The sequence below is a fragment of the Pseudomonas sp. BLCC-B112 genome (genome assembly GCF_028550695.1).
Lineage (GTDB): Bacteria > Pseudomonadota > Gammaproteobacteria > Pseudomonadales > Pseudomonadaceae > Aquipseudomonas > Aquipseudomonas danubii.
This window is the reverse complement of record NZ_JAQQGK010000004.1, coordinates 255,959-281,678: the sequence shown is the minus strand read 5'-3', so window position 1 is coordinate 281,678 and position 25,720 is coordinate 255,959. Positions and strand designations below refer to the sequence as shown.

17 protein-coding genes are annotated in these 25,720 nt (G+C 63.5%); 15 read left to right on the top strand and 2 right to left on the bottom strand.

Going from position 1 to position 25,720, the window contains the following annotated elements; genetic code table 11:
- Positions 1 to 43 precede the first annotated feature (43 nt).
- Positions 44 to 1,255 (bottom strand): sodium/glutamate symporter, encoded by a 1,212-nt coding sequence (gltS, locus tag PQT43_RS12600; RefSeq protein WP_272754022.1) that lies wholly within the window; start codon positions 1,253 to 1,255, stop codon positions 44 to 46.
- Between the two features lie 511 nt (positions 1,256 to 1,766).
- Here gltS and PQT43_RS12595 point away from each other — a divergent pair.
- The 12 genes from PQT43_RS12595 (at position 1,767) to pelG (ending at position 18,532) form a co-directional block, all read left to right on the top strand.
- Positions 1,767 to 1,967: a hypothetical protein gene (locus PQT43_RS12595; RefSeq protein ID WP_102879380.1), complete on the top strand. Its 201-nt coding sequence runs from the start codon at positions 1,767 to 1,769 to the stop codon at positions 1,965 to 1,967.
- Positions 1,968 to 2,049: 82 nt separating this feature from the next.
- Complete coding sequence (locus PQT43_RS12590) at positions 2,050 to 2,484, top strand: hypothetical protein (RefSeq protein ID WP_249735884.1); 435 nt, start codon at positions 2,050 to 2,052, stop codon at positions 2,482 to 2,484.
- Positions 2,481 to 3,941 (top strand): ATPase domain-containing protein, encoded by a 1,461-nt coding sequence (locus tag PQT43_RS12585; RefSeq protein WP_102879379.1) that lies wholly within the window; start codon positions 2,481 to 2,483, stop codon positions 3,939 to 3,941. The genes PQT43_RS12590 and PQT43_RS12585 overlap by 4 nt, the downstream gene beginning before the upstream one ends.
- Positions 3,942 to 3,951: 10 nt before the next feature.
- Positions 3,952 to 4,995, top strand: a complete 1,044-nt coding sequence (locus PQT43_RS12580; protein WP_110651681.1) for a sensor histidine kinase — start codon at positions 3,952 to 3,954, stop codon at positions 4,993 to 4,995.
- 355 nt (positions 4,996 to 5,350) lie between these two features.
- Complete coding sequence (locus tag PQT43_RS12575) at positions 5,351 to 6,283, top strand: NAD-dependent epimerase/dehydratase family protein (RefSeq protein ID WP_272754020.1); 933 nt, start codon at positions 5,351 to 5,353, stop codon at positions 6,281 to 6,283.
- Positions 6,284 to 6,363: 80 nt separating this feature from the next.
- Positions 6,364 to 9,174, top strand: coding sequence for a bifunctional glycoside hydrolase 114/ polysaccharide deacetylase family protein (locus PQT43_RS12570; RefSeq protein WP_253084803.1), 2,811 nt, complete (start codon positions 6,364 to 6,366; stop codon positions 9,172 to 9,174).
- Entirely contained in the window at positions 9,152 to 12,739 is a 3,588-nt protein-coding gene (locus PQT43_RS12565) for a tetratricopeptide repeat protein (protein WP_272754018.1), read from the top strand. The genes PQT43_RS12570 and PQT43_RS12565 overlap by 23 nt, the downstream gene beginning before the upstream one ends.
- Before the next feature lie 28 nt (positions 12,740 to 12,767).
- Positions 12,768 to 13,289 (top strand): penicillin-binding protein activator LpoB, encoded by a 522-nt coding sequence (locus tag PQT43_RS12560; protein ID WP_102865063.1) that lies wholly within the window; start codon positions 12,768 to 12,770, stop codon positions 13,287 to 13,289.
- A 5-nt stretch (positions 13,290 to 13,294) separates the two neighbouring features.
- On the top strand, positions 13,295 to 14,665 hold the full coding sequence (locus PQT43_RS12555) for a PelD GGDEF domain-containing protein (RefSeq protein ID WP_267268167.1): 1,371 nt from the start codon (positions 13,295 to 13,297) through the stop codon (positions 14,663 to 14,665).
- Positions 14,643 to 15,632 carry a tetratricopeptide repeat protein gene (locus tag PQT43_RS12550; RefSeq protein WP_102865061.1) on the top strand — a complete coding sequence of 330 codons (990 nt, stop codon included), beginning with the start codon at positions 14,643 to 14,645 and terminating at the stop codon, positions 15,630 to 15,632. The genes PQT43_RS12555 and PQT43_RS12550 overlap by 23 nt, the downstream gene beginning before the upstream one ends.
- Entirely contained in the window at positions 15,629 to 17,161 is a 1,533-nt protein-coding gene (gene pelF / locus PQT43_RS12545) for a GT4 family glycosyltransferase PelF (protein ID WP_123390896.1), read from the top strand. Before PQT43_RS12550 ends, pelF begins: the two co-directional genes overlap by 4 nt.
- Complete coding sequence (gene pelG, locus PQT43_RS12540; protein ID WP_110595666.1) at positions 17,162 to 18,532, top strand: exopolysaccharide Pel transporter PelG; 1,371 nt, start codon at positions 17,162 to 17,164, stop codon at positions 18,530 to 18,532. It abuts the gene before it with no gap.
- 132 nt (positions 18,533 to 18,664) lie between these two features.
- Here pelG and PQT43_RS12535 read toward each other — a convergent pair whose 3' ends face one another.
- Positions 18,665 to 19,432, bottom strand: coding sequence for a substrate-binding periplasmic protein (locus tag PQT43_RS12535; RefSeq protein ID WP_272754016.1), 768 nt, complete (start codon positions 19,430 to 19,432; stop codon positions 18,665 to 18,667).
- A 489-nt stretch (positions 19,433 to 19,921) separates the two neighbouring features.
- Here PQT43_RS12535 and PQT43_RS12530 point away from each other — a divergent pair, with 489 nt between their 5' ends.
- Genes PQT43_RS12530 through PQT43_RS12520 form a run of 3 tightly spaced genes read left to right on the top strand, consistent with a single transcriptional unit; the run spans position 19,922 to position 25,610 of the window.
- Positions 19,922 to 22,063, top strand: coding sequence for a type I secretion system permease/ATPase (locus PQT43_RS12530; protein ID WP_272754015.1), 2,142 nt, complete (start codon positions 19,922 to 19,924; stop codon positions 22,061 to 22,063).
- Entirely contained in the window at positions 22,060 to 23,448 is a 1,389-nt protein-coding gene (locus PQT43_RS12525) for an HlyD family type I secretion periplasmic adaptor subunit (protein ID WP_272754013.1), read from the top strand. The genes PQT43_RS12530 and PQT43_RS12525 overlap by 4 nt, the downstream gene beginning before the upstream one ends.
- 2 nt (positions 23,449 to 23,450) lie before the next feature.
- The gene (locus PQT43_RS12520; protein ID WP_110651693.1) at positions 23,451 to 25,610 is read left to right on the top strand and encodes a type I secretion system permease/ATPase; all 2,160 of its coding nucleotides are present in this window, start codon (positions 23,451 to 23,453) and stop codon (positions 25,608 to 25,610) included.
- Positions 25,611 to 25,720 lie beyond the last annotated feature (110 nt).

Genomic DNA, 25,720 nt, shown 5'->3' with positions numbered 1-25,720 from the left:
GATTCGCCCGCCGGCACAGGAATCCGGCGGGCGGAGCGCTCCATCAAGCAGCAACCCCCAGCCAAGGCAGCGCCAGGTACAGCTTGATCACGATGGCGTTGCTGATGTCGATAAAAAATGCCCCCACCATCGGCACCACCAGGAATGCCATCGGCGATGGTCCGTAGCGCTGGGTCACCGCCTGCATATTGGCGATGGCCGTCGGCGTCGCGCCTAGCCCGAAACCGCAATGGCCGGCAGCCAGGACCGCAGCGTCATAGTTGCGGCCCATGACGCGGAAGGTGACGAAGACCGCAAACAGCGCCATCACCAGGGTCTGCACGGCCAGCAGAATCAGGATGGGCAGGGCCAGGCTGGCCAGATCCCACAGCCGCAGCGACATCAAGGCAATCGCCAGGAACAGCGACAAGCTAACGTTGCCCAGCAGCGACACTTCCTGATCGAAGACCTGATGCCAGCCCAGCGCCGACAGGCCATTGCGCAACACCACCCCGACGAACAGCACACAGACGAAGGTCGGCAGTTCCAGCGCCGTGCCCTGGATCAAGCCGCTGAGAAAACTCCCGGCCTGCAGGCTGATGGCAACCAGGGCCAGGGTTTCGATGAAACTCAGCGCGGTGATCTGCCGCTCCTTGTAGGGCTGCTCATAGCCTCTGGGCAAGCGCGGTTCGCCTTGCACGGCCCCAGGGGTTTGCACCCTCTTGACCAGCAGGCGAGCGACCGGCCCGCCGATCAAGCCCCCCAGCACCAGGCCGAAGGTGGCCGAGGCCATGGCGATTTCGGGGGCCGAGGCCAGGCCATACTGCTCCTTGAACACTGCGCCCCAGGCTCCGCCCGTGCCGTGACCGCCGGACAGTGTCACAGAGCCGGTCAACAGCCCCATCAAGGGATCAAGCCCCAGCGCCTTGGCCAGGCCAATGCCCATGGCGTTCTGCACCAGCAGAAAACCGGTGACCAGCAGCAGGAATACCGCCAGGTTGCGCCCACCTTTTTTCAGGCTGGCAAAGTCTGCGCTCAGGCCAATGGTGGCAAAGAAGGCCAGCATCAAGGGCGCCTGGAGTGAGGTATCAATGTGGACTTCCATGTCCCCCATACCCCGCAGCAGCAGAAGCAGCAAGGCCACCACCAAGCCTCCGGCCACAGGTTCGGGAATATTGTAGGCACGCAAGAAACCGACTCGGGTGACAAGGCCACGCCCCAGTAACAGCACCAACGATGCGGCCACCAGGGTTCCATAGAAGTCCAGTTGGACCATTCGCACACTCCTCAGTCTGGGTTTCTGGACGCACTGTCTGCCAGTCGCGCCAGCGGCTAGGGTTGAGAGGCCTCAACCTGATTGATTGCGGGCTGGACGGCGGTTACTGGCTTGCGACCTGCACGGATAGCCACGCACATTGCCTGGCGCCGATCGATCAAGTCGGGCCGTTGGATAAGGCTGTCGCGCAGCGGCAGGCGCATTGAGTGGTCGCGCCGCTGCCGGTAGTCGGTCTGGTGTTCTGCGTGGGAGGTTTTCAAGTAATTGATTCACGCCCGCACTTTGCGCCCGCAATGGCGGGCTGATTGCATTGCGCTGGCGTTAAGAGCGGATTAACAGAGGCCCAGGCGTGCGTGGAAAGCGGGTTTTTAAGAAATGTCTGATCAGGGGGCGAGATCAGGCGAGGGCGCATCCCCGAGCAGGATCGATTTGAACTACTGGTTTTGCAGGCACTCCACGGCAGAAGGGACAAGATTTCTTCGCCCAGACGTGTCGCCACCAGGGAAAAACCATGAAGTCCGTCGATGATTTCCGGCTTGAGGCGTACAAGCTGCTACTGGAGCTGGATGCTGCAACGACGAGCATGATGATGCTGGTTTCCGCACGACAGGCCTGCGGGCCTGAGTGGGAGAACGCAACCCGCAGGCATCAACAGGCTTTTGAGGCCTGGACGCTGTTTCTTAGAAGCCAGGCCCCGGAGCCCTCTTTATAGGGACAGGGCCACATCCAATAGCGCTTCTATACGCGGCTATAGGGTGTACTATCGAATTCTTCTCACCCACTATCAGCCAACCATGTCCACGCTAAGCGAAGAGAGCCGCCAGATCGTAGCTTCTCTGGCGCGAAGTGTTGGCCCGGAGGCTGACGTTGCAAGCATCGCCCAGGCGATTGTCTCAACCTTGCAGCGCATGAGCCGCGCCCTCACGCCGATTATCGGTGAGCAGGGGGTTGCCGCTCTTTACTGCCGCAGCCTTCATCTGTGCATCTCGGCGCAACCGCGCCTGGCCGGCCTCTATGACGGGCTACAGGCCGAATTGAACCTGACGGCCCTCAAGTCAGTACTCATAGAGCAAAGCCCGGCCGAGGCGCTGTTTTTCGGTGAAGTGATGCTCACCACCTTCTATGAACTGCTGACCACGCTGATTGGTCCCTCGCTCACTGCACGCTTGCTGAGTGGCGTGTGGGAGCCTTTCTTGAGCGATCCCCCTTCGCAGGAACATGCGCCATGAGCAGCAAAGTCACGATCAACCGCTTGGCCACTGGCGTGCCAGGACTGGACGAGGTGCTGGGCGGAGGATTGCCGGAGTTTTCGTTCAATCTGATCGCCGGCCCGCCGGGCTGCGGCAAGACCACCCTGGCTCACCAGATGATGTTCGCCCTGGCGACGCCGCAGCGTCCGGCGCTGTTCTTTACGGTGCTCGGGGAGCCGCCGTTGAAGATGCTCCGCTATCAGCAACAGTTCGACTTTTTCGACAGCGCAGCGATCAACCAGTCGATTCACTACATCAACCTGGCCGACGACACCCAGGCCGGCGACCTCGACGAGGTACTACGGCGGATCGTCAGTGAGGTCCAGGCTCACTCGCCGGGGTTGGTGTTCGTCGATTCCTTTCGTTCGGTGGTGCTGGCAAGCCAGACCCGGGACAACCCCAACAACAACCTGCCGCTGTTCGTCCAGCAGTTGGGCATGTTGATGACCACATGGCAGGCGACCACCTTCCTCATCGGTGAATACTTCAATGAAACCGACACCAACCCGGTGTTCACCGTTGCCGACGGCTTGATCTGGTTGCGTCAGAGCGTTCAGCGCAACTCCATGGTGCGCAAGATGGAAATCATGAAGATGCGTGGCCAGCCGACGCTGCCGGGGCTGCACACTTTTCGCATCGCCACTTCGGGAGTCCGGGTCTTTGCACCGGCGGCTATCAGCACCGTTGAAACGCCACTGGAGTTCCCCATCAAGCGCCTGAAGATGGGCGTTGCGCGTCTTGACGACATGCTCGGTGGCGGCCTGCCTCAGGGGTATTCGCTGCTGGTGGCCGGACCGTCGGGCTCGGGCAAGAGCATTCTGGCGGCGACCTTCCTCGCCGAAGGCGCGCGCAACGGTGAAACCGGCGTGATTGCGGTGTTCGAGCAACGACCCAACCATTCGCAGAACCCCACCCTGGCGGCCCTGATCCACAGTGGCCAGGTTGGCCTGGTGGACAGCCGGGCCGCTGATTTGTCGATCGATGAAATAGTCCATCTGCTGCTGACCGAGATCACCCGGATCAAGGCGACCCGAGTGGTGGTGGATTCACTGTCCGGCTTCGAGCTGGCCCTGGCGCCGACTTTTCGCGAGGACTTTCGCGAATCACTGGCGCGGATGGTCAGCGCGCTGACCGGCGCCGGCATTACCGTGCTGCTGACCTCGGAGTTGGAAGATCGCTACACCGACCTGCGCTTCAGTCCCTACGGTACGGCGTTTCTCACCGATGCCATCATCGTCCAGCGCTACATCGAAGTGCAAAGCCGTTTGCAGCGCATCATGGCGGTGGTCAAGGTGCGAGCCAGCGCTCATTCCGATGAGCTGCGCCTGTACCACATCGATGATGACGGCTTGCAGATCGGCGAAATGCTGCCTGATCAGGAAGGCCTGCTCGGCGGTCGTCCCACCCGGCAACACGTGGACAAAGGCGAGGTGTGAGTAGAAAACAATGAACGAGGTCAATGGCAAGACCGACCAGGCCGCCACGGCGGCTCGTGAACTGTTGCTCCTCGGCCAGAAAATCGTCCAGGCGCGCGCAGTTCTGGCGTCGTTGCAAAAAGAACTGGGCGAAGCCAACACCCGGGTCGGCGATAGCCAGTACATCGAGCAACTGATCGAGGCCAATCAGCAACTGGTACAGGCCATCCTGCTGGCGCAATCTAACGCGCAGGAGGCCTTGCGCATCCAGCAGGAGCAGCCGTTGAACCTGGAGATGCGCGAAGCCAATGAGCAGTTGGTGATTGCAGCGCTCAGCGCGCAACACCTGCAGGCCACCGCCGAGCAACTGCTGGAGCAACAGCGGCACATCCTGGTACTGGTGGCCCACGAACTGCGCCACCCACTGACGCCCATCAGCATGATTGCCGGCCGCCTGGCCCGGGTCCCCAGTGAAGAGCTGCCACGAATGCAGGCACTGATCGAAGGTCAGGTGCAGCATATGTCGCGGCTTGTGGATGATCTGCTGGATGTCTCCCGGGTCAGCACCGGCAAGCTGCACCTGGATCGCCAGGTGGTGGACTTGAGGCAGATTGTCGATGACGCCATCGAGACCTGTAGACCCTTGATGAAGGCCCGGCATCTGCACTTCAGTGCCCAGCGACCGGATGATCCGTTGCCGGTCGAAGGCGACCCGGTGCGTCTCAAGCAGATTCTCGGCAACCTGCTGGGCAATGCTGCCAAATACACCCCCGCAGAGGGGCAGGTGACGCTTTCGGTCAGCACCCGGGGCGATGCCGTGCAACTGACGGTTTGCGATAACGGTATTGGCATTTCTGCCAAAGCCCTGCCGTTTATCTTCGAACCCTTCATTCAGGACGCCCATGCTATCGGCTTCAATGGCGCCGGGCTGGGCATCGGCCTTACGGTGGTGCGCGAACTGGTGGAAGCCCATGGCGGAACAGTGCAAGGCATGAGCGAAGGCAGCGGCAAAGGCAGTCGCTTCGTCGTGATTCTGCCCCTGGTGAGCGATTTAATTTCCACCCCCAACCCGTAGCGGTGATCGCCTGATGCCATCACTGCCAAGGCTGATAGCCTTGATCCAGAGCCTTGAAGCGCTAAGTCGTCAATATATTGGCCCTTGTTTGGCTATGCAGCTGAAAAAATAATAAATCGACGCAATATTGACGCGATAGTATTTTTATCCCAGTATCCGGCCGCTGAACGCTTGATTTTATTGATGTTTTTTTGACGTCAGGGTTTCGGGAGTTCTTCCAGAAAGGCGTTTCAGCCTTTGAATAAGCGTGAGTAACCAGGGAAATATTGGCCATAGGGGCTAATAGCCATGGCGTATTCAGTGGGTGTGCTAGTTTCAAACGGCGCAGCTGCGATATTTTTCTTCGGGATGATCTATGTCTACTGAACGGATACTGGTGACAGGGGGCGCAGGCTTCATCGGTTCTCACCTGGTTGATGCGCTGTTGGCCAAAGGCTATGGGGTCCGGGTTCTGGATGACCTTTCGACCGGCAAGGTCAGCAATCTGCCGGTGGACAATCCGCAACTGCAACTTGTAGTGGGGGATGTGGCCGATGCCGCGGCCCTGGCAGAAGCCATGCACGGCTGTGGCGCGGTGGTGCACTTGGCGGCTGTCGCTTCGGTCCAGGCCTCGGTCGAGGACCCGGTGCGCACCCACCAGAGCAATTTCATCGGCACGCTGCGGGTGTGCGAGGCCATGGTCGCCGCCGGCATCCGTCGAGTGGTGTTTGCGTCCAGTGCGGCGGTCTATGGCAATAACGGGGAGGGCACCCCGATCAACGAAGACACGCCCAAGCCTCCCCTCACGCCCTATGCGGCGGACAAGCTCGCCAGCGAGTACTACCTGGATTTCTACCGTCGCCAGCATGGCCTGGAGCCGGTCATCCTGCGCTTCTTCAATATCTTCGGGCCGCGCCAGGACCCATCGTCGCCGTACTCCGGCGTGATCAGCATCTTCAGCGAACGGGCCAAGCGCGCACGCCCCATCACCGTGTTCGGTGATGGTGGCCAAACCCGCGACTTTGTCTATGTTGAGGACTTGGTGAAGATCCTGGTCCAGGGCCTTGAACACCCGGCACCTGCAGCCGATGCCACCAACGTCGGCCTCAGCGGCGTGACCACCCTCAATGACCTGATTGCCGCCCTGGAACAGATCAGCGGCCAACCCCTGAACGTCAGCCATGGGGCGGCCCGTTCTGGCGATATCCGCCATTCCAAGGCCGACAACCGGCGTTTGTTGGAGCGCTTCGACCTGGGCACGCCCACCAGCCTGACCGAAGGCTTGGCTAGGCTGTACCGCAGTCTTTAGCTTTGCGGGCTTGCACAGACCCGTTTCCGGGGACTTGAGCGTTTGCTGTTGTGCGGATTGATTGACTTGAAGAGTGAGTGATGGACATGGAGTTTCGCCGGGGGAGTGTCTGCACAGTGGTTCGGCGTCTGTTTACTGCATTAGCGTTATGTGCCGGCCATTCGCTGGTACAAGCCGCCCCGGCGGCTCCCGCCAGCGTCGGTTTCTGGTACGCCGAGCAACCGCCGCTGCCGGAGCTGGCGCAGTTCGAGTGGGCGGTGGTCGAGCCCGGTCATATGGCCCCAGGGGATGTCGCTACCTTGCGCAAGCTGGGCAGCCAGCCGTTCGCCTACCTGTCGGTGGGCGAGTTCGACGGCGATCGCGCCGCACTGGACAAGGAAGCCCTGAGCCACGGAGCCAGCGCCATCCGCAACAAGGCGTGGAACAGCCAGGTGATGGACATCGCCACCCCGGCCTGGCGCGAACACCTGTTCAAGCGCGCCAAGGCGTTGCAGGACCAGGGTTATGCCGGTCTGTTCCTCGATACCCTGGACAGCTTCCAGTTGCTTCCCGAAGCCGATCGCGAACCGCAACGCCAGGCCCTGGCGTCGTTCCTGCGGGAACTGCACAGCCGCCTGCCGAACCTCAAACTGTTCTTCAACCGGGGGTTCGAGGTCTTGGGCGAACTCGACGGCGTCGCCTCGGCCGTGGCGGTCGAATCGATCCATGCCGGCTGGGATGCCTCGACCAAGCGTTATCGTCCGGTGTCCGAGTCCGATCGCAACTGGCTCGAAGGCGAACTCAAACCACTGCGCGCAAAAAACATTCCACTGGTGGCCATCGACTACTTGCCGTCCAACCGTCGTGAAGAGGCGCGCAAGCTGGTGCGCCAGTTGAGTCAGGAAGGCTTTATCCCGGTGGTCACCACCCCGGACCTGAATGCCATCAGCATGAGCACCGTGGAAGTGCAGCCGCGGCGCATCGCCATGCTCTATGACCCGCGTGAAGGTGAACTCTACGACCACGCCGGGCACCGGATGCTGGGCGGCCTGCTGGAATACCTGGGCTATCGGGTCGACTACCTGCCCGCCGATGACAGCCTGCCGTCCTACAGCTTCGCCGGCCTCTATGCCGGGGTGGTGCTGTGGATGACCAGCGGCCCGCCCCAGGACAGTCGTGCCTTTAACAGCTGGATTGGCCAACGCCTGGACGAACAGGTGCCGTTGGCCATCATGGCCGGGCTGCCCATCGAAGATCGCGCACTGCTCAAGCGCCTGGGGCTGAACCTCGCAGCGCCAGGGGCTCGCGGGGCACTGCAGGTGCTGAGCCAGGACAAGACACTGATCGGTGGCTTCGAAGCGCCGGTCGTGGCCCGTTCCCGTGAACTGACCCGGGTGACGCTGCTGCCCGACGGGCCGAAACCGGCACTGTTGCTGGGCGATGACAAGGGTGGCAAGTACGCCCCCGTGGCCATCGGCGCCTGGGGCGGCATAGCCTTGGCGCCTTATGTGGTGGAGTCCAATATCGAGCGCAGCCGCTGGATTCTCGACCCCTTCGCCTTTATCCAGAAAGCCCTGCGTCTGCCGGCGCAACCGCGCCCGGACACAACCACCGAGAACGGCCGGCGGATCGCCACCGTGCATATCGACGGCGACGGTTTTCCCTCCCGCGCCGAAGTGCGCGGCACCCCGTATTCCGGGCGCCAGGTGCTGGATGACTACATTCGTCCCAACCCGTACCTGACCTCGGTGTCGATCATCGAAGGGGAGATCGGGCCCAAGGGCATGTCGCCGTTTCTGGCCAGGGAACTGGAGCCGATCGCCCAGGAGATCTTTGCCGACCCCAAGGTCGAGGTGGCCACCCACACCTACAGTCACCCGTTCTACCTGCAGCCGGAGAAGGCCAAGAAGGACGAGGACTTCAGCGCCGAATACGGCCTGCGCCTGAATATCCCGGGGTACAAGAACCTGGATTACAAGCGCGAGATCCTCGGCTCGCGGGACTACATCAATAGCCGCCTGACCACCGCGCAGAAGCCGGTGAAGCTGCTCTTCTGGCCGGGGGACGCGCTGCCCAGCGCCGAAACCATCAAGCTGGCCTACGACGCCGGACTGAAAAACGTCAACGGCGGGCAGACCATCCTGACCAAGGCCAATTCCTCGTTGACCGGCCTGTACCCCTTGCTGCGTCCCACCGAAGGCGGCTTGCAGTACTACGCGCCGGTGATCAACGAGAACATGTACACCAACCTCTGGAAAGGCCCGTATTACGGCTTTCGCGACGTGATCGACACCTTCGAACTGACCGACAGCCCACGGCGCCTGCGGGGCATTCACCTGTACTACCACTTCTATTCGGGGACCAAGCAGGCGTCGATCAAGGCCATGACCGACATCTATCAGTTCATGCGTGGCCAGCAGCCGATGTCCTTGTGGATGAGCGACTACCTGGATCGGATCCATGGCCTGTACCAGGCCAGCCTGGCCCGTACGCTCAATGGTGACTGGCAGGTTCGCGGCATGGATGGCTTGCGCACCCTGCGCCTGGACCCGGCGCTGGGCTGGCCGGACCTCGGCCGTTCCCAGGGCGTAGCGGGGGTCCGCGATCTGCCCCAGGGGCGATATGTGGCCTTGAGCCGCGATCATGCGCTGCTGGCCCTGCGTCCTGAGCGTGATCCACGTCCGGCTCTGGAGCTGGCGAACATTCCCCTGCGTGACTGGCGCTATGTCAGCGATCGACAGGTGACGTTCTCATTTGCCGGTCAATTCAACCTGGAGTTCTCGGTGCGTTCGGCCAGCCCCTGCCGGGTCGAGGTCCAGGGCCAACGTTATGCCGGCAAGTCCGAGCAGGGCCTGTGGCATTTCCAACTTCCCATGAAGCAGGTGAGTAATGCCCAACTCCTCTGCAACTAAGGCCCCACGCGCGCGGCTGCTCAATCCCTGGGCGTTGCTGGTGGTGGCGATTGTCGTCGGTATCTTGCTGTGGGCGACCTATCGCAACGAAGATGCGTTCCGTCCTAAGGGCGGCCAACCGGATGAAGTGTCCGCCAGCTATGCCGAAGTCCTGCTGGCGGCCCACCCGGAAAACAACGAGTTGCGCACTCAGTTACTCGATCTGCTGATTCAGCTGGGCGACTACCCGAGAGCGGAAAAGCACCTGGCGCAGTGGTCACAGCCCGATCCGGCGCTGAAGGCCTACTACCGCTTGCAACTCGATGCCCTGGCGCTGAACAACAGCACTGACAGCGCCGCGTTACAGGCCCTGGCCGAGCGCTTCAAGGCCTTTGACTACAAGGCACTGCCCAGCCCGCAGCTCGAGCGCCTGGCCACTCTGGCCTTGAGCGCCCAGGCCCCGGGACTGGCAGCCGATGCCTATACCGAGCTGGCCCGTCGCGATCCCAAGCAGCGCGATCAATGGCTACCCGAGGCGGCCAAGTGGTACCAGGCCAGCGAGCAACCCGGGCGCGCCGCCGATCTCTACGTGCAATTGCTCGATGCCAGCCAGACGCCGCAAGAGCGTCGCCAGTTCCTGGAGAAAGCCTTCAAGAGCCTGGTGGCAGCGGATCGTGGCGATCAGGCCGCCGAGCTGCTGGCCCGGGAGCTGGCCACCCAGCCGGACGCGCTGGATGCGGCGCTGCTGGATCAGGGCGTCGACGTGGCGGTGGCGCACAACCGCAGGGACCTGGCCGAGCAGTTCTTCAGTGCCTGGCGCAAGTTGCAACCCGACAGCCCGGAAGTGCTGGCCAAGGAATTCAAGCAGCGCCTGGCCTTCGGTGACCTCGAAGGGGCATATGCCGTGGGCTCGCAGCTGCTGGAGCTGCATCCGGATGATCCGCTGCTGCTGGAACAGATGGCCCATATTGCCGAATGGCAGGGCGATTCGGCCTCGGCCCTGGGCTACTGGATCAGCCTGAGCAAGCTGCGCAACAACCCGGCCGAGTTCGAGCACACCTGGCGCCTGGCGATGCAGACCTACGATTTCGACCGGGGCATTCCACTGTTGGCGGGGATCATGGAGACCCGGGCCTTGAGCGATGTCGAACTCGATGCCCTGGTGTACGCCGAAGAATCCAGGGGCACGCCCGAGCAGGGGGAACAGTGGCTGCGCCGCTATGTCGGTAAATACCCGAAACACCGGCTGGCCTGGGTCCGTCTGTTGCAGAACCTGGAAAACACCGCGCAGTACCCGCAGCGGCTGGCGGTCTGGAAGCGCTTCGCCGGCCTTTATCCGTTGACCAGCACCGAGCGGGTGGACTGGGCCAACAACCACCTCAAGCTGTTTGACAGCCCGTCGGCCTGGAAGGTGATCACCGCAGTCGACGGCAACAAGATCGATGACTTCAACTACTGGCAGTCCCGTGCCGCACTGGCTTGGGACCTGGAGTTGGACGATGAACTGCAGCTGGCACTGGAGAAGATGCTGGCCATCAAGGGCTCGCTCAATAGTGGCGACGAGAGTGAGTTGATTGCCCTCTATCGCGTCCGCGATCCGCGCAAGGCCTTGCAGTTGACCGTTGACAGTTGGCGCCGTGAGCACAATCCGCAACGCCTGATTGCGGCCCTGCAACTGGCCCAGGAGCTTCAGGACTGGCCACTGGTGGTCGACCTGCTCAAGGAAGCCGACCAGTACCCGGATGCCTCCGACCGCTCCCAGGTCCTGGCTGCCCGCGGTGCGCTGGCGGTGCAACAAGGCCGTACCGACGAGGCCCTGCGCCTGTATCGCCTGGGCTTGAGCCGCTTCCCGGATGACAACACCTTCCGCGAGCGCCTGATGTGGCTGTATGTCGACCTGGGTCGCACTGGCGAGCTCAAGCCGCTGTTGCAGCAATGGCGTTCCCTGGCCCGCGGTGACAGCACCCTATGGTTGCCGTTTGCCGCTGCCAGTCAGTTGCTCGGGCGCAATACCGAGGCCCTGGCCTGGTACCGCCTGTACCTGCGGAGCAACCCTCAGGACTGGATGGTCCAGGCGGCCTACGCCGACGCCCTGGAAGGCGCGGGTTATGCCGACTCGGCCCAGCGCCTGCGACTCAAGCTCAACCGTGAAGTAACGCCTGAGCAGATCCGCGCCACGCCTCAGGGCTATGCGACCTGGCTGCGCCTGGTGGCCAGCAGCTACTCGTCGCGCAAGGCGCTGAACAAGGCGATGCAATGGCAGGACGGCTCCAAGCCGATGCTGCAGTTGTGGTTCGACCAGATGCTGGCCCGCCTGGATGAGATCAATCAGTCGACGCAGAAAGATGACTGGCTGGCCTGGGCCCGCGCCCGTGGCCTCAAGGTCAATCGCTACGAACAGATCCAGGAAGCCCTGCGCGGCAACAACCGCCAGGCCCTGGAACGCCTGGTGGCCAGCGGCGACCTGGACCCGGCGCAACGGGTCGAGGCCCTGAACAGCCTGGGGCGCAGTGGCGAAGCGCTGGCCGTGGACCTGTCGGCGCTGGGCGAGGACCAGTCTGCGTCGCTCCGTGAGCAATTGCGGCGCCAGGCCATCGAATTGACCGAGCGCACCCCCCAGGGTGTGCAGATCGCCTGGGATCGCCAGGACTACGGCGGACTGGTGTTCAACGGCCCGCGCCTCACCGCGGCGCGTTACCTGAACGACAACTGGTACGCCAAGCTGGTACTGGAGCAGGGCCGATACAGCGGCGATGTCCTCGACCCATCGCGCCTGGGCAACGAGACCAATACCGAATTGACCTTGCAGCGGCAGTTGGAGAACGGCAACTACAAGCTGATTTTCGACAGCAGCCTGCGCAAGGACGATGACCGCAACGGCCTGGGCGCCAGCCGTACCTGGCAGGTGGACAGCGGCAACGAACTGGACGTCGGCGCCGATTGGCATCGCAAGAACGAGGACAGCGGCTACATGCGCACCTTCGGCCGGCAGGATGATGTCTGGGTCGGTGGGCGGCATCGCTATTCGGCCCGTGACCAGTTGTCCTGGAGCCTGGCCCAGCGCTGGTTCTCGACCCGCGGCGGCGATGATCTGGGCAATGGTCAGGCGTTGAAGATCGAGTTCGACCACACCCTGCAGTTCGAAGGGCCGAACTGGCAATTGCGCAGCGGTATCGATTACCAGCAAAACAGCCTGAACAACCGTTCGCTGCCCAACCTGGCCAATACCCTGGGCGGGGGCATCGACCTGATCGGGGCCGAACTCGACAATCCGGACCAGATCAACAGCCAGACCCTGCTGCAGAAACACTACGGCCAGCTGTTCTTCGGCAGTTCGTGGCGGCGTGGCTTCCCGGGGGCATTGAACCGCACGCGCGGGCAATACACCTGGCTGGTGGACGTCAGCACCGGCTGGCAGTGGACCGACAACACCATCAACTACGCCATCAGTACCGGTATCGGCACCGAGGTCATAGGGGATGACGAATTGGCAGTGACCTTCGGCTACCAGTCGGCGCCACAAGGCGGAACTGGCCAGTCCGGTGGCACCGCAGGTGTCAGCTACAGCGTGCGTTTCGGACGCTGATCATGGAATTCAAAGAGGAGTGAACCTTATGCAATCCATTCGTTGCGTGAGTCTGGCGATGGCCGCTTTGCTGATGGCCGGCTGCACCAGCTTTACCGGTCAAGACAGCCCTGAACTGTCCAAGAGTGCGCGCTGGGGCGTGTTGCCGCTGGTCAACTATTCCCAGACGCCCCAGGCCGGGGAGCGCAGTGAGCAGATTCTGCTCAGCGTGCTGAGCAGCCGCGGCCTGCAACCCCAGGTCTACAGCGGCGCGCCGGGGCAGGGCGAGCAGGCCTTGCTCGACGACAACGAGCGTCTGGCCGGTGCCATGGATTGGGCCCGCGAGCAGAAGCTCGACTATGTGGTGTCCGGCAGTGTTGAAGAGTGGCAGTACAAAAATGGCCTGGATGGCGAGCCGGCGGTGGGCATCAGCCTGCGGGTGGTCGAGGCGGGCACCGGCAAAGTGCTCTGGAGCAATAGTGGCGCCCGTGCCGGCTGGTCTCGTGAAAGCCTGGCTGGCGCAGCGCAGAAGGTGCTCGACAAGCTTGTCGGTGGCCTTAGGATCGAGTGACTGTCATGAGCTCTCCACACATGGACTACGCGCTGGCGCCCCGCGCCAGCGGTCCGGCGTCATGGCTGGAAACATTCCTGGTGACCGGGCTGGTCATCGGCTTGGGGCTGTGGCTGACGCCGCAGGACCCGCTGCAAGTACAGGCCGAGTTCCCCTGGCCGGTGCTGGCGCCGTTGTTGCTGGGCGTGCGCTACGGCTTTGTCCGCGGCCTGATCAGCGCCAGCCTGCTGGTGGCGGCATTCTTCATCCTGCGTCAGTCGGGGCTGGAGGCTTACGCGCCTATCGCTTCGTCCTACATCGTCGGCGTGCTGGTCTGCGGCATGCTCGTGGGCGAGGTGCGCGACCTGTGGGAGCGGCGCCTGTTGCGCTTGCAGATGGCCAACGAGTATCGCCAGTACCGACTCGACGACTTCACCCGGGCGCACCAGATCCTGCGGGTGTCCCATGATCGCCTGGAGCAGCGTCTGGCCGGCAGCGACCAGAGCCTGCGCAGTTCCTTGCTGGGCCTGCGCGAGCGCCTGCGTGCGGTGCCCAATGGCGATGATTCGCTGACCCTGCTGGCCGAGCCGGTGCTGACCCTGCTGGGCCAGTACGGCTCGTTGCGGGTGGCCGGGCTGTACCGTGTGGAGCAGGCCGGTAGCGCGCCTCCCACCCTGACGCTGCTGGCCTCCACCGGGACCATGGGCCCCCTGGACAACCAGGACCTGCTGGTGCGCTTGTGCCTGGAGCGCGAAGAGCTGGTGAGTGTGCGTGAGGAGCTGCTCGACAGCGGCGGGCAGGCGTCGGTGTCGTCCCTGCAGGCCTGTATTCCCTTGGTCGACACCCAGGGGCGGGTGCTGGCGATTCTCGCGGTGCGGCAGATGCCGTTCTTTGCCTTCCAGGAGCGCACCCTCAGCCTGCTGGCGCTGCTGGCCGGGCATATCGCCGACCTGCTGCACCCGGATTCACAGGTACTGCAGCTGGAAAACGCCGACGCCCAGCACTTCACCCGCCAGCTCAAGCGTTCGCTGGTGGATGTCGAGCAACACGGTCTGTCCGGATGCCTCTACGCCTTTGAACTGACCCAGCCCAACGATGAACTGGCGCGGCTGTTCGAGCGCAGCCAGCGCGGGCTGGACCTGCACCTGAGCCTGGTCAACGGGCGCGGGCACAGGCTGTTGCTGGTGCTGTTGCCACTGACCAGTGCCGAGGGCGCCCAAGGCTACCTGGCGCGCCTGGGCAGGCTGGTTCACGAGCACTTCGGCATGAACGTGGACCTGGCCAGCCTGGGGGTCACGGTGCTGCCTTACGACCTGGAGTCGGCCCGGCAACGCGATGGGCTGCGTAACTTCCTGTACAACGAGTGTGGCCTGAATGATCAGCAAGTGGCTGTTTAGCGGAGCGCTGTTTTTCGAGGTGGGGAGCTGGGCCAGTCTGACGACTCAATTGCCCGACCTGCAGATCGCGCTGCTGTATGCAATGTCCCACGGTATCGCCTGCGGCCTGCTGACGGCGGCGGTGTGGCTGCTGTTGCCGGCCCGCTATCGCCGGCCGTTGCCCTGGAGCCCGCTGTTCATTTTCAGCCTGGCGTTCTTTGTACCGTTGCTGGGCTCGGTCGGGGTGATTGCCGCGATCTTTCCGGCGCTGTATCTGCCGCGCAAGCGCGAGACGCAGATGTGGCAGGCGGTTGGCATTCCCGAACTGCCGTTTCGCGCCCAGACCCATCTGCATTCGCCGACCTTCGGCGACAGCGGCTTGCAGGATGTGCTGCGCCACGCCCCGGACCCCGACCAGCGCCTGGCAGCGCTGCTCGCCACCCGCAAGATGCCGGGCAAGGAAGCGGTGCCGATCCTCAAGCTGGCCCTGGGAGATCCCAGCGACGATGTCCGCCTGCTGGCCTATTCGATGCTCGACAAGCAGGAAACCGACATCAACCAGCGCATCCAGACCGCCCTCGAACAGTTGCCCGGTGCCGCGCCGAAGAAGGCCGGCGCCTTGCATGCCACCCTGGCGCGCTGGTACTGGGAGTTGGCCTACCTGGGCCTGGCCCAGGGCAGCGTCCAGCAGCACGTGCTGGGGCAAGCCGGCGAGCATGCCGAGCTGGCGCTGGAGGCGGGAGAGGGCGGCGAGTTGCTGTTGCTGGCCGGGCGTATCGCCCTTGAGCGGGGCGACATCGGCAAGGCGCGACTGCACATGCACCAGGCCCAGGAAGCGGGCATGGACCCGGCCAAGGTCTTGCCGTTTCGGGCCGAGATCGCCTTTGAAACCGGCAACTATTCAGAGATTCCCGCGCTGCTCAAAAGCTTGCCGCCGCAGATGCAACAACGTCCGCCCTTTGCCGGGCTGGTAAGGACCTGGACATGAAAACCGCCGTCAACCCAACGCCCATTGCCGATGTCTGCCTGTTGCTCGAGGGCACCTGGCCTTATGTGCGCGGCGGTGTGTCCAGCTGGATTCACCAGATGATCCTCGGTCTGCCGCAACTGACCTTTTCCGTGCTGTTCATTGGGGGGCAGCGCGAAGCCTACGGTCAGCGCCGCTACGAGATCCCGGCCAACGTGGTGCACATCGAAGAAGTGTATCTGGAGGAGGCCTGGCGCAATCCCAAGCACAAGCGGGTTGCCCACACGGCGTCCCTGGAGGAATTGAGCAACCTGTACCGTTACCTGCACAACCCGGAGAAACCGGCCGCCGAGCTGGGCATTGGCGTGCTCGATTCACTGGCCCAGGCGCGTATCACCCTGGATGACGTGCTTTACAGTCGTCCCAGCTGGGAGGCGCTGACCGAAGGTTACGAACAGCACTGTGCCGACCCGTCCTTCGTCAACTATTTCTGGACCCTGCGCACCATGCAGTCGCCGTTGCTGATGCTCGCCGATGCCGCCCGGCACATGCCGCGGGCCCGGGTCCTGCACTCGATTTCAACCGGTTATGCCGGGCTGGTGGGCTGCATTCTCAAGCAGCTGTGGGGCTGCCAGTTGCTGCTCAGCGAACATGGGATCTACACCAAGGAGCGCAAGATCGACCTGGCTCAAGCCAGCTGGATCGCCGAAAGCAGCAACCAGGCGCTCAACGACAGCATGGACGCAGGCTCCGGTTACATCCGCATGCTCTGGGTGCGCTTCTTCGAGCGCATCGGTCATCTGGTCTACGAAAGCGCCGACCAGATCATTGCCCTGTACGACGGCAACCGCCAGCGCCAGATCAAGGACGGCGCGCCGGCCGAGCGCACCCAGGTGATTCCCAACGGCATCAACCTGGACGTCTGGACCCAGGCCCTTGAATCCCGGGCCGACGGCATCGCTCCGGTGGTCGGGCTGATCGGCCGGGTGGTGCCGATCAAGGACGTGAAGACCTTCCTGCGGGCCATGCGCGGGGTGGTCAGCGTCATGCCCCAGGTCGAAGGCTGGATCGTCGGGCCGGAAGAGGAAGACCCCGAGTACGTCGCCGAGTGTCGCAGCCTGGTGGCCAGTCTCGGCCTGGAGCAAAAGGTGCTGTTCCTCGGGTTCCAGAAGATCCAGGACATCCTGCCGCAACTGGGCCTGATGGTGCTGACCTCCATCAGCGAGGCCCAGCCCCTGGTGATTCTCGAAGCCTGGGCCGCCGGCACGCCGGTGGTGAGCAGCGACGTGGGCTCTTGCCGTGAGCTGATCGAGGGCGGCGAGGCGGCCGACCGCGATCTGGGGCTGGCCGGGGAAGTGGTGGCCATCGCCGACCCCCAGGCCACGTCCCAGGCGATCATCGACCTGCTACGCAGTCCCGAACGCTGGAAGTCCGCCCAGGCCGCCGGTTTGCTGCGGGTGCACCGCTATTACAGCGAAACCCTGATGATCGAACGCTATCGCGCGCTGTATGACACCGCCATGAGCACCGCACACAAGGAGGCTGTGTAAATGGCCGGCATCGGTTTTGAACTGCGCAAGATTCTCTCCCGCGACTCCTACACGGCGACGCTGCACGCCTATGTCTATGCCGGGCTGATCAGCTCCGGGCCCTGGGTGCTGTCGATTCTCAGCGTGATGCTGGTGGGGGTCATCAGCCTGGGGCTGGTGATTCCGGAGGTGTTGATCCGCCAGTTCCTGATCACCGTGACCTACCTGATGGCCACGTCGCTGATCCTCACCGGCGGTTTGCAGCTGTTCTTCACCCGTTTTGTCTCCGACCGCCTGTTCGAGCGCAAGTACGAGCAGATCCTGCCGAACCTGGTGGGTGTACTGCTGCTGGTGACACTGGGCTCCGGGGTGCTGGGCATCGTGCTGTTGAGCTCCTTGTTCGACCAGCCGCTGCTCTACCGCCTGCTGACCCTGGCCAACTTCGTGGTGCTGTGCAACCTGTGGCTGGTGATCATCTTTCTCTCGGGGATGAAGGCCTATAACCGCATCCTGCTGGTGATGCTGGTGGGCTACGGACTGATGGTCGGCAGCGCATTCTTCCTGCGGCACATGGGCATGGAAGGCTTGTTGCTGGCGTTGCTGCTGGGGCATAGCTCGCTGTTGTTCCTGTTTCTCTACGACATCCTGCGCGAGTACCGGGCGGAAAAGCTGGTGGCCTTCGACTTCCTCGACCGTCGCCAGGTGTTCCTCAGCCTGCTGTTGACCGGGTTTTGCTACAACCTGGGCATCTGGATCGACAAGTTCATCTTCTGGTTCAACCCGGACACCTCCAGCCAGGTGATCGGGCCGATGCGCGCCTCGATCCTCTACGACTTGCCGATCTTCCTCGCCTACCTGGCGATCATTCCCGGCATGGCGGTGTTTCTGGTCAGGATCGAAACCGACTTCGCCGAGTGGTACGACCGGCTGTTTCGCGCGGTGCGCGACGGCGAGACCCTGCAGCATATCGGCTCGCTGAAAGCCGAGATGACCTTCTCGATCCGCCAGGGCCTGCTGGAAATCTGCAAGGTCCAGGGGCTGACGGTGGTGCTGCTGTTTCTCTTCGGTCCGCGCCTGCTGGAGTGGCTGGGGATGTCCAGTTATTACCTGCCGCTGTTCTACATCGACCTGATCGGGGTGAGCATCCAGGTGGTGTTCATGGCGATCCTCAACGTGTTTTTCTACCTCGACAAACGCGCGATCGTGCTGGAGCTGTGCCTGTTCTTCGTCGCCCTCAACGCCGCCTTGACCCTGCTGAGCCTGCACCTGGGGCCGAGCTACTTCGGTTATGGCTTTACCCTGTCGCTGCTGATCTGCGTATTGCTGGGGCTGGCGCGGCTGTCGACGGCGCTGGATGACCTGGAGTACGAGACCTTCATGCTCTCGCGTTGAGGCGTGCACGGCCCCTCCAGGCTCGCAGTCATGACGCCAGCGCAAGCCTGGTACAGGGCCGAGGTGCTGCTGTGCACTGCGTGAGTTGACCCCTGGCGCGAGGTGCTGATTGACCAGCGCCGGGGCAACGGATCACGGCTCTTTCAGGTAAGCGTTTTTTATCCGCTCCAGCGTACCGTCCTTGCGCAGTGTCTCGACTGCCGCCTGCAAGTGGCGCACGAGCAGCGCATCGCACTGTCTGGAGCAGGCCAGATACAGATCGGTCTTCATCAAGGACGGACTGACCTGCAACGTCCTGTTTGACAGCTTGCGCCAGATAGCTTGCGTTTCAGGAATGCCGTTGAACCAGGCATCGACGCGCCCCATCAGCAGCAATTGCGCCGGATTCTCACCAATCTCAAACGGATAGATCTGGGCATCGCTAAAGCCCTCTGCCCGCAGTTTTTGCTCTTGGGCGCTGCCTCGGCCAACGGCGATACGGGCAAAGGTTTCCCGTGCCTGCTGCATGCTCTGGACGCGTTTATCGAGGCTGAAAAACGCTCTGTCCATGCTCATGATGGGCGCGATCCAGGTGTAATCAGCCTCTCTTTCTGGCGTGCGCGACAGCGGAATGATCAGCTTGTCGACGCCTTTGCGTACGTTTTGCTGGGCTCGTGCCCAAGGCACTTCGACAAAGTGCAGCGTATATCCGGCCCGGGTCGCCGCTTCCAGTGTCGCGTCGCCGACGATGCCATGCAGGCCGGACTGGTCCAGCATCGATAGAGGCGGCGCTTCGGCGATGTACAGGTCGAAGCTACGGGACTCTGCGCCAGACACTGCGGGCCCCCAGACCATCAGCGCGAGCAGCGTCGTCAGGATCAGCGCCCCCCGCTGGCGCAACGTTTGACTCACATGAGTCATGGCAGTAACTCAACAGACAGTGGCATTTCATGCTCTCGGATTAACGCTGCGTATTCGACACCAACAAAGACCGACCGCAACGACCTGCAAAACGTGCCGCCAAGATTAGAGGGTTATGTGCAGAGATGGATGGATTTGACGGATTATTTTGACCGCTGATTGCCATCACGGTTCAGGGCTGGCGCAACCGGTGAGGGCAGCGACTGCTACGCGCTGACACTCAGGTTGAACAGCCGTGGGCAGCGCTGTATCAGTAGCCTCGCCAGCCTGGGACCAGGTCCCTCTGCATGCGCAGCCTGGGCATGCAGGGGATTTAGGGGACAGCCTTAAGTTTTAGTTAAAACGCTTCAATCAAACTGCTGATTATCATTCGCAATTGGCTGACTCAGACTGCGTTCGTGCCTCCACGCTCCCTGGAGCAAGCAACGAGCGGTCTATGCCAGTCACTATTGCACCACCCCGCAGCCTGTTTTCAGCGGACGCGCCGCTATGACGACGCTGTCTGCCACCTCATCCGCGGCCGATACGGCCGTTCACTCAGCCTTGGCCTGTTGCCATCTGCTGCTGCAACTGACCCAGGAACGCCTACCGCCTGCTGCGCAGCCGCCATCCCAGGAGCAGCCCCCCTCGTCGGACCTGCGCCAGGCCCTCAGGGACTATGCGCGCAACGCCGGCGTTGATCTGCGCCTGGAGCGCCTGGCGCTGGCCCGACTGACGCCGAAGATGCTGCCCCTGGTCTGGCGCAACCACAGCGGCGAATTCATGCTGCTGGCGCGGCTTTCGGACACCCAGGCGCTGGTGCAGCGACCTTCAATGCCGACCCCGGACATGCTCGATCGCCAGCAGTTGGCCGAGCAGTGGAGCGGGGAGGTGATTCGCCTGCGCCAGAGCGGTTTGCGCTTCGATCTGTCCTGGTTCGTACCGGAGCTGCTGCGCCATCGGCGGATACTCGGCGAAGTGTTGCTGTGCTCGCTGTTGCTGCAGGTGCTGGCCCTGGCGACGCCGCTGTTCTTCCAGGCGGTGATGGACAAGGTCATGGTGCACCGGGCGCTGTCGACCCTCGACGTGCTGGTGCTGACCCTGGTGCTGGTGGGCCTGTTCGAGGTGCTGCTCAAGGGCTTGCGTGAATACCTGGCGGCGCACACCGCCAATCGCATCGACATCGGCCTTGGGGTCAAGCTCTTGCGCCATCTGCTGGGCTTGCCGTTGCTGTACTTCAAGCAACGCCAGGTGGGGGCGATCATCACCCGGGTCCAGGAGCTGGACAGCATCCGCGAGTTCCTCACCGGTTCGCTGCTGACCCTGTGTGTCGACGTGGCCTTCACCCTGGTGTTCTTTGCGGTCATGGCCTGGATTTCCTGGCCATTGACCCTGCTGGTGCTGCTGACCCTGCCGCTGTATGCGCTGCTGGCCTGGTTCAGCACCGGTCCGCTGGAGAAGCGCATCGAGCGCCAGTTCTACAGCGCGGCGCGCAACACCGCCTTTCTCAATGAAAGCGTCAGCAGCAGCGAAACCATCAAGAGCCTGGCGGTGGAGCCGCGCATGCAGCGTCGCTGGGAGTCGCAGACGGCGCAGATGGTCGAGGCCGGGTTTGCCAGCCAGACCCTGGGCAGCGCCATCAGCCAGAGCGTGATGCTGTTGCAGAAAGTCACCGCGGTGGCGGTGATCTGCTGGGGCGCGAGCCGTGTCATCGACCTGCAGATGAGCATCGGCCAGTTGATTGCCTTCAACATGATGCTGTCCCACGTCAGCCAGCCTGTGGCCAAGCTGATCGAGGTCTGGCAGCAGTTCGTCCGGGTGCGGGTGTCGGTGGACAAGCTGGGCGACATGCTCAACCTGCCGGTGGAGCAGGCCGAGGGGGATTTGCGTCCGGCACAGGCCTTGCGTGGCGAAGTGCGCATCGAACAGTTGGTGTTCCGCTACCGTCCGGAACTTGCGTGGGTGCTGCGCGGCCTGGACCTGCATATCGCCGCCGGGCAGACCCTGGGCATCGTCGGGCCGTCCGGCTCCGGCAAGAGCACGCTGACCCGCCTGCTGCAGAAACTCTACACCCCCGATGGCGGGCGCATCCTGATCGACGGCTTGCCCCTGGATCAGTTGCAGCCGGCCTGGTTGCGCAGCCAGATTGGCGTGGTGCTCCAGGAGAACTACCTGTTCAACCGCAGCGTGCGCCACAACATCGCCCTGCGCCATCCCACGGCTTCCCTGGAAAGCGTGATTGCCGCAGCGCGCCTGGCCGGTGCCCATGATTTCATCCTGCGCCTGCCCCTGGGCTACGACACCGTGCTGGCCGAAGCCGGCAGCTCGTTGTCCGGTGGCCAGCGGCAACGCATCGCCATTGCCCGGGCACTGATGGGCGATCCGCGCCTGCTGATCTTCGACGAAGCCACCAGCGCCCTGGATGACGAATCCCAGGCGCTGATTCAGGACAACATGGCGAGCATTGCCCAGGGACGCACGGTGATCATCATTGCCCATCGGCTGTCTGCGGTACGGCATTGCCAACGCATCATCGCCCTGGAACAGGGGCGTATCAGCGAATCCGGCAGCCATCAGCAACTCTTGGCCAACGGCGGTTGCTACGCGCGCCTGTGGGCGTTGCAGCAGGCGCTGAGCAAGGAGGCGTCATGATGTTCGGCACGCTGTTGTCTCGCTGGCGCCGCGCCTGGCAGCGCCTGGGTGATGCGCGGACGCGGCTCAAGCGCAGCCGCGACGAGTACGAGTTCCAGCCCGGCTACCTGGAAATTGTCGAGCGGCCACCGGCGCCCTGGGCGCGCTGCACGGCGCTGCTGCTGATCCTGGCGATCCTGCTGGCCCTGGGCTGGGCGATCTTCGGTTTTCTCGACATTCATGCCAGTGCCGCCGGGCGCCTCATGGTCTCCAGCTACACCAAGGTGATCCAGGCCCACGAGGCGGGTGAAGTCCGGGCCATCCACGTACGTGACGGCCAGCGGGTCAAGGCCGGCGAGGTGCTGGTGGCGCTGAACCCGATTGGCATCGACGCCGAACTGAGCGAGTTGCGCACGCAACTGGACTTCAAGCGTCTGGAGCTGGCCCGGGCCCGCGCACTGCTGACCCCGGAGCCCTTGCACAGCTATCAGGCGCCGGCTGGCCTGGATGCACAGCAGGTAGCAGCGGCCCGGGAGCAACTGCTCAGTACCTGGAAGGAAATCAGCGCCAACCTGGACAGCCTCAACGCCGAGATCGCCATCAACCAGGCCAATCAGCGGGCCCGGGGCAGCGAGATCAGCGCCCTGGGCAAGCTGTCCAGCAATGTGCGCAAACGGCTCCATGCACGCCGGGCGATGGCGGCTGAACAATTGATGCCCATGGTCGAGTTGCTTGAGCAGGAAAAGGAGCAACTGGAGGTCGAGCGTTCGCTGGCCCAGCAACAGGCCGAGCTGCAGGTGCTCAAGGCCCAGGCGCAGAACCGTCGCGAGCAGCGCGACAGCTTCCTGGCCAGGACCCAGCGCGAGCAGCACGAATTGCTCAATCGCAGCCAACAGGAGATCGCGGTGCTTGAGCAGCAACTGATTCGTGGCCGCGACCGCCAGCGCCTGCAAACCCTGCTGGCACCGGTGGACGGCGTGGTCCAGCAACTGGCGGTGCATACCCTGGGCGGCGCCGTGCAAGCGGCGCAACAGTTGCTGGTGATCGTGCCCGAAGGGGCCGAGCTGGATGCCGAGGTCATGGTGCTGAACAAGGACGTGGGCTTCGTCAGGGCCGGCCAGCCTGTGGAGATCAAGGTGGATGCGTTTCCCTACACCCGCTACGGCACCTTGCGCGGCACGGTGGAGCATGTCTCCGGTGATGCCATCAAGGACGAACAGCTGGGGCTGGTATTCCCCACGCGGATTCGCCTGGAGCGTGCGGCCATTGCCGCGGGGCAGGGCTGGATGCCCTTGCAGGCGGGGATGAGCGTGACCGGCGAGATTCGCACCGGCGAGCGGCGGGTGATCAATTACCTGCTGAGCCCGATTCGTGAGTATCAGTCCGAAGCGTTGCGGGAGCGTTGAACATGACCCGCGCTTTCGATGCCGCTTGCGAACCCTCAGCGACGCTGCTCGACACCGGCCTGCACGCCCTGGCCTGGGCCGCCCGGCGCTTCGACCTGAACATCAGCGTGGCGCAACTGACTCACCGCCTGGGACGGGTTGAAGGTCCGGCCGACAGCCTTGACCTGCGGCGCTGCGCCGGCTGGATCGGCCTGCGCGCACGGGCGGTGCAGAGCCGGGTGCAGCGCCTGCATCACCTGCCGCTGCCGGCACTGTTGAACACCACTCACGGCTGGGCGGTGCTGGAGGCGGTGGAGGACGAGCAGGTCCGGGTGTTCTGGCCGCTGCAGGGGCAATGCCAGAGCCTGTCGCGCCAGGAGCTGGCGACGCTCTGGCAGGGCCAGGATCAGCGAACGGGAGAGGTGCTGCTGCTGGCCGAGCGGCACGTGCAACTCAAGACCGGTGGTTTCGGCGTCTCCTGGTTCCTGCCGTCGATCCTCAAGCATGGGCGCCAGTTTCGCAGCGTGCTGCTGGTGTCGCTGATGCTGCAAGGGGTGGCGCTGGTCACGCCGCTGCTGTTCGAGAACATCATCGACCGGGTCCTGGTCAGTCGCGGCCTGTCGAGCCTGCAAGTGCTGGGGATCGCCATGCTGGCCCTGGCGCTGTTCGAGCCGTTGTTCGGCCTGTTGCGGTCCTGGCTGTTCAGCAATGTGGCGAGCAAGATCAACGCCGAGCTGTCCGCGCGCCTGTACCAGCACCTGATCCAGTTACCGCTGGAGTATTTCCAGCGCCGCCAGAGCGGCGAGATCATCGCCCGGGTCGGCGAGATGCAGCAGGTCCGCCAGTTTCTCACCGGCTCGGCCTTGACCCTGGTGCTGGACCTGGCGTTCTGCGGGCTGTTCATCGCCGTGATGTACAGCTATGCACCGCTGCTGACCTGGGTGGTGGTGGGTTCCCTGGCCCTGTATTTCCTTTTCTGGCTGTGCGTGGGGCCCTTGCTGCGCAGCCGGGCCTTGCGCGAATACGAGTTGAATGCGGCCAACACGGCGTTTCTCACCGAGACCGTGAGCGGCATCGAGACCATCAAGACCGGGGCCATCGAAAGCGCCTTCCAGCAGCAGTGGCAGCGCCAGCTGGCGGCCTATGTGCGGGCGGCGTTCCACACCCGCATCGTCGGGATCTGGGCCGGGCAGGGCATCGGCCTGATCCAGAAGCTGACCGCGGCGCTGTTGCTCTGGTGGGGCGTAATGCTGGTGCTGGACGGCCAGTTGAGCCCCGGTCAGCTGGTGGCCTTCAACATGCTGGCCGGGCATGTGGTGGAGCCGATCCTGCGCCTGGCCCAGGTCTGGCAGGACTTTCAGCACACGCTGATTTCCCTGCGTCGCCTGGGGGACATTCTCGACAGCGACTGTGAAAGCGGTAGCGGCGGTCTGGCCTCGGTGCCGGCGTTGCAGGGCGCCGTGAGCTTCCAGGGCGTGCGCTTTCGCTACGAAGAAGACGGCCAGGAGGTGCTGCGCCAGCTGGATCTGGAGATCCAGCCGGGCGAGTTCGTCGGCATTACCGGGCCCTCCGGTTCCGGCAAGTCGACCCTGACCCGCCTGCTGCAGCGCCTCTATGTGCCCCAGCACGGCCGGGTGCTGGTGGACGGCATCGACCTGGCCATCGCCGACCCGGTGGCCCTGCGCCGCAACATGAGCGTGGTGCTCCAGGAGAGCGTGCTGTTCGCCGGCAGCATTGCCCAGAACATCCGCCTGTGCCGGCCTCAGGCCAGCGATGCCGAAGTGCAGCACGCTGCGAGTCTGGCCGGGGCGGCGTCCTTTATCGAGGCCCTGGCCCAAGGCTACGAGACCGAGGTGGGCGAGCGGGGCGGCCAGCTCTCCGGCGGCCAGCGGCAACGCATTGCCCTGGCCCGGGCCCTGCTGACCAACCCCGGCATCCTGTTGCTGGACGAAGCCACCAGTGCCCTGGACTACGAGTCGGAAGCGGCGGTGATGGCCAATCTGCAGGGCATCGTCCGCGGCCGCACGGTGATCAGTGTCGCCCATCGCCTCAACACCCTGCGCCACGCGGACCGGATTCTGGTCATCGATCAGGGCCGGGTGCTCGAACAAGGCACACATCAACAGCTGCTCGCCCTGGATGGCGTGTATGCCCGGCAATGGGCACTGCAGATGAAGGATTGACCCCACCCACGGCAGGAGGACTCAGCCACCCGTCATGTCTCCCCACTCCGCATATCCATAGGCAGCCCTGCGCAATACGCAGGGCCCGGCTCAAAACAGACAAAGGATCA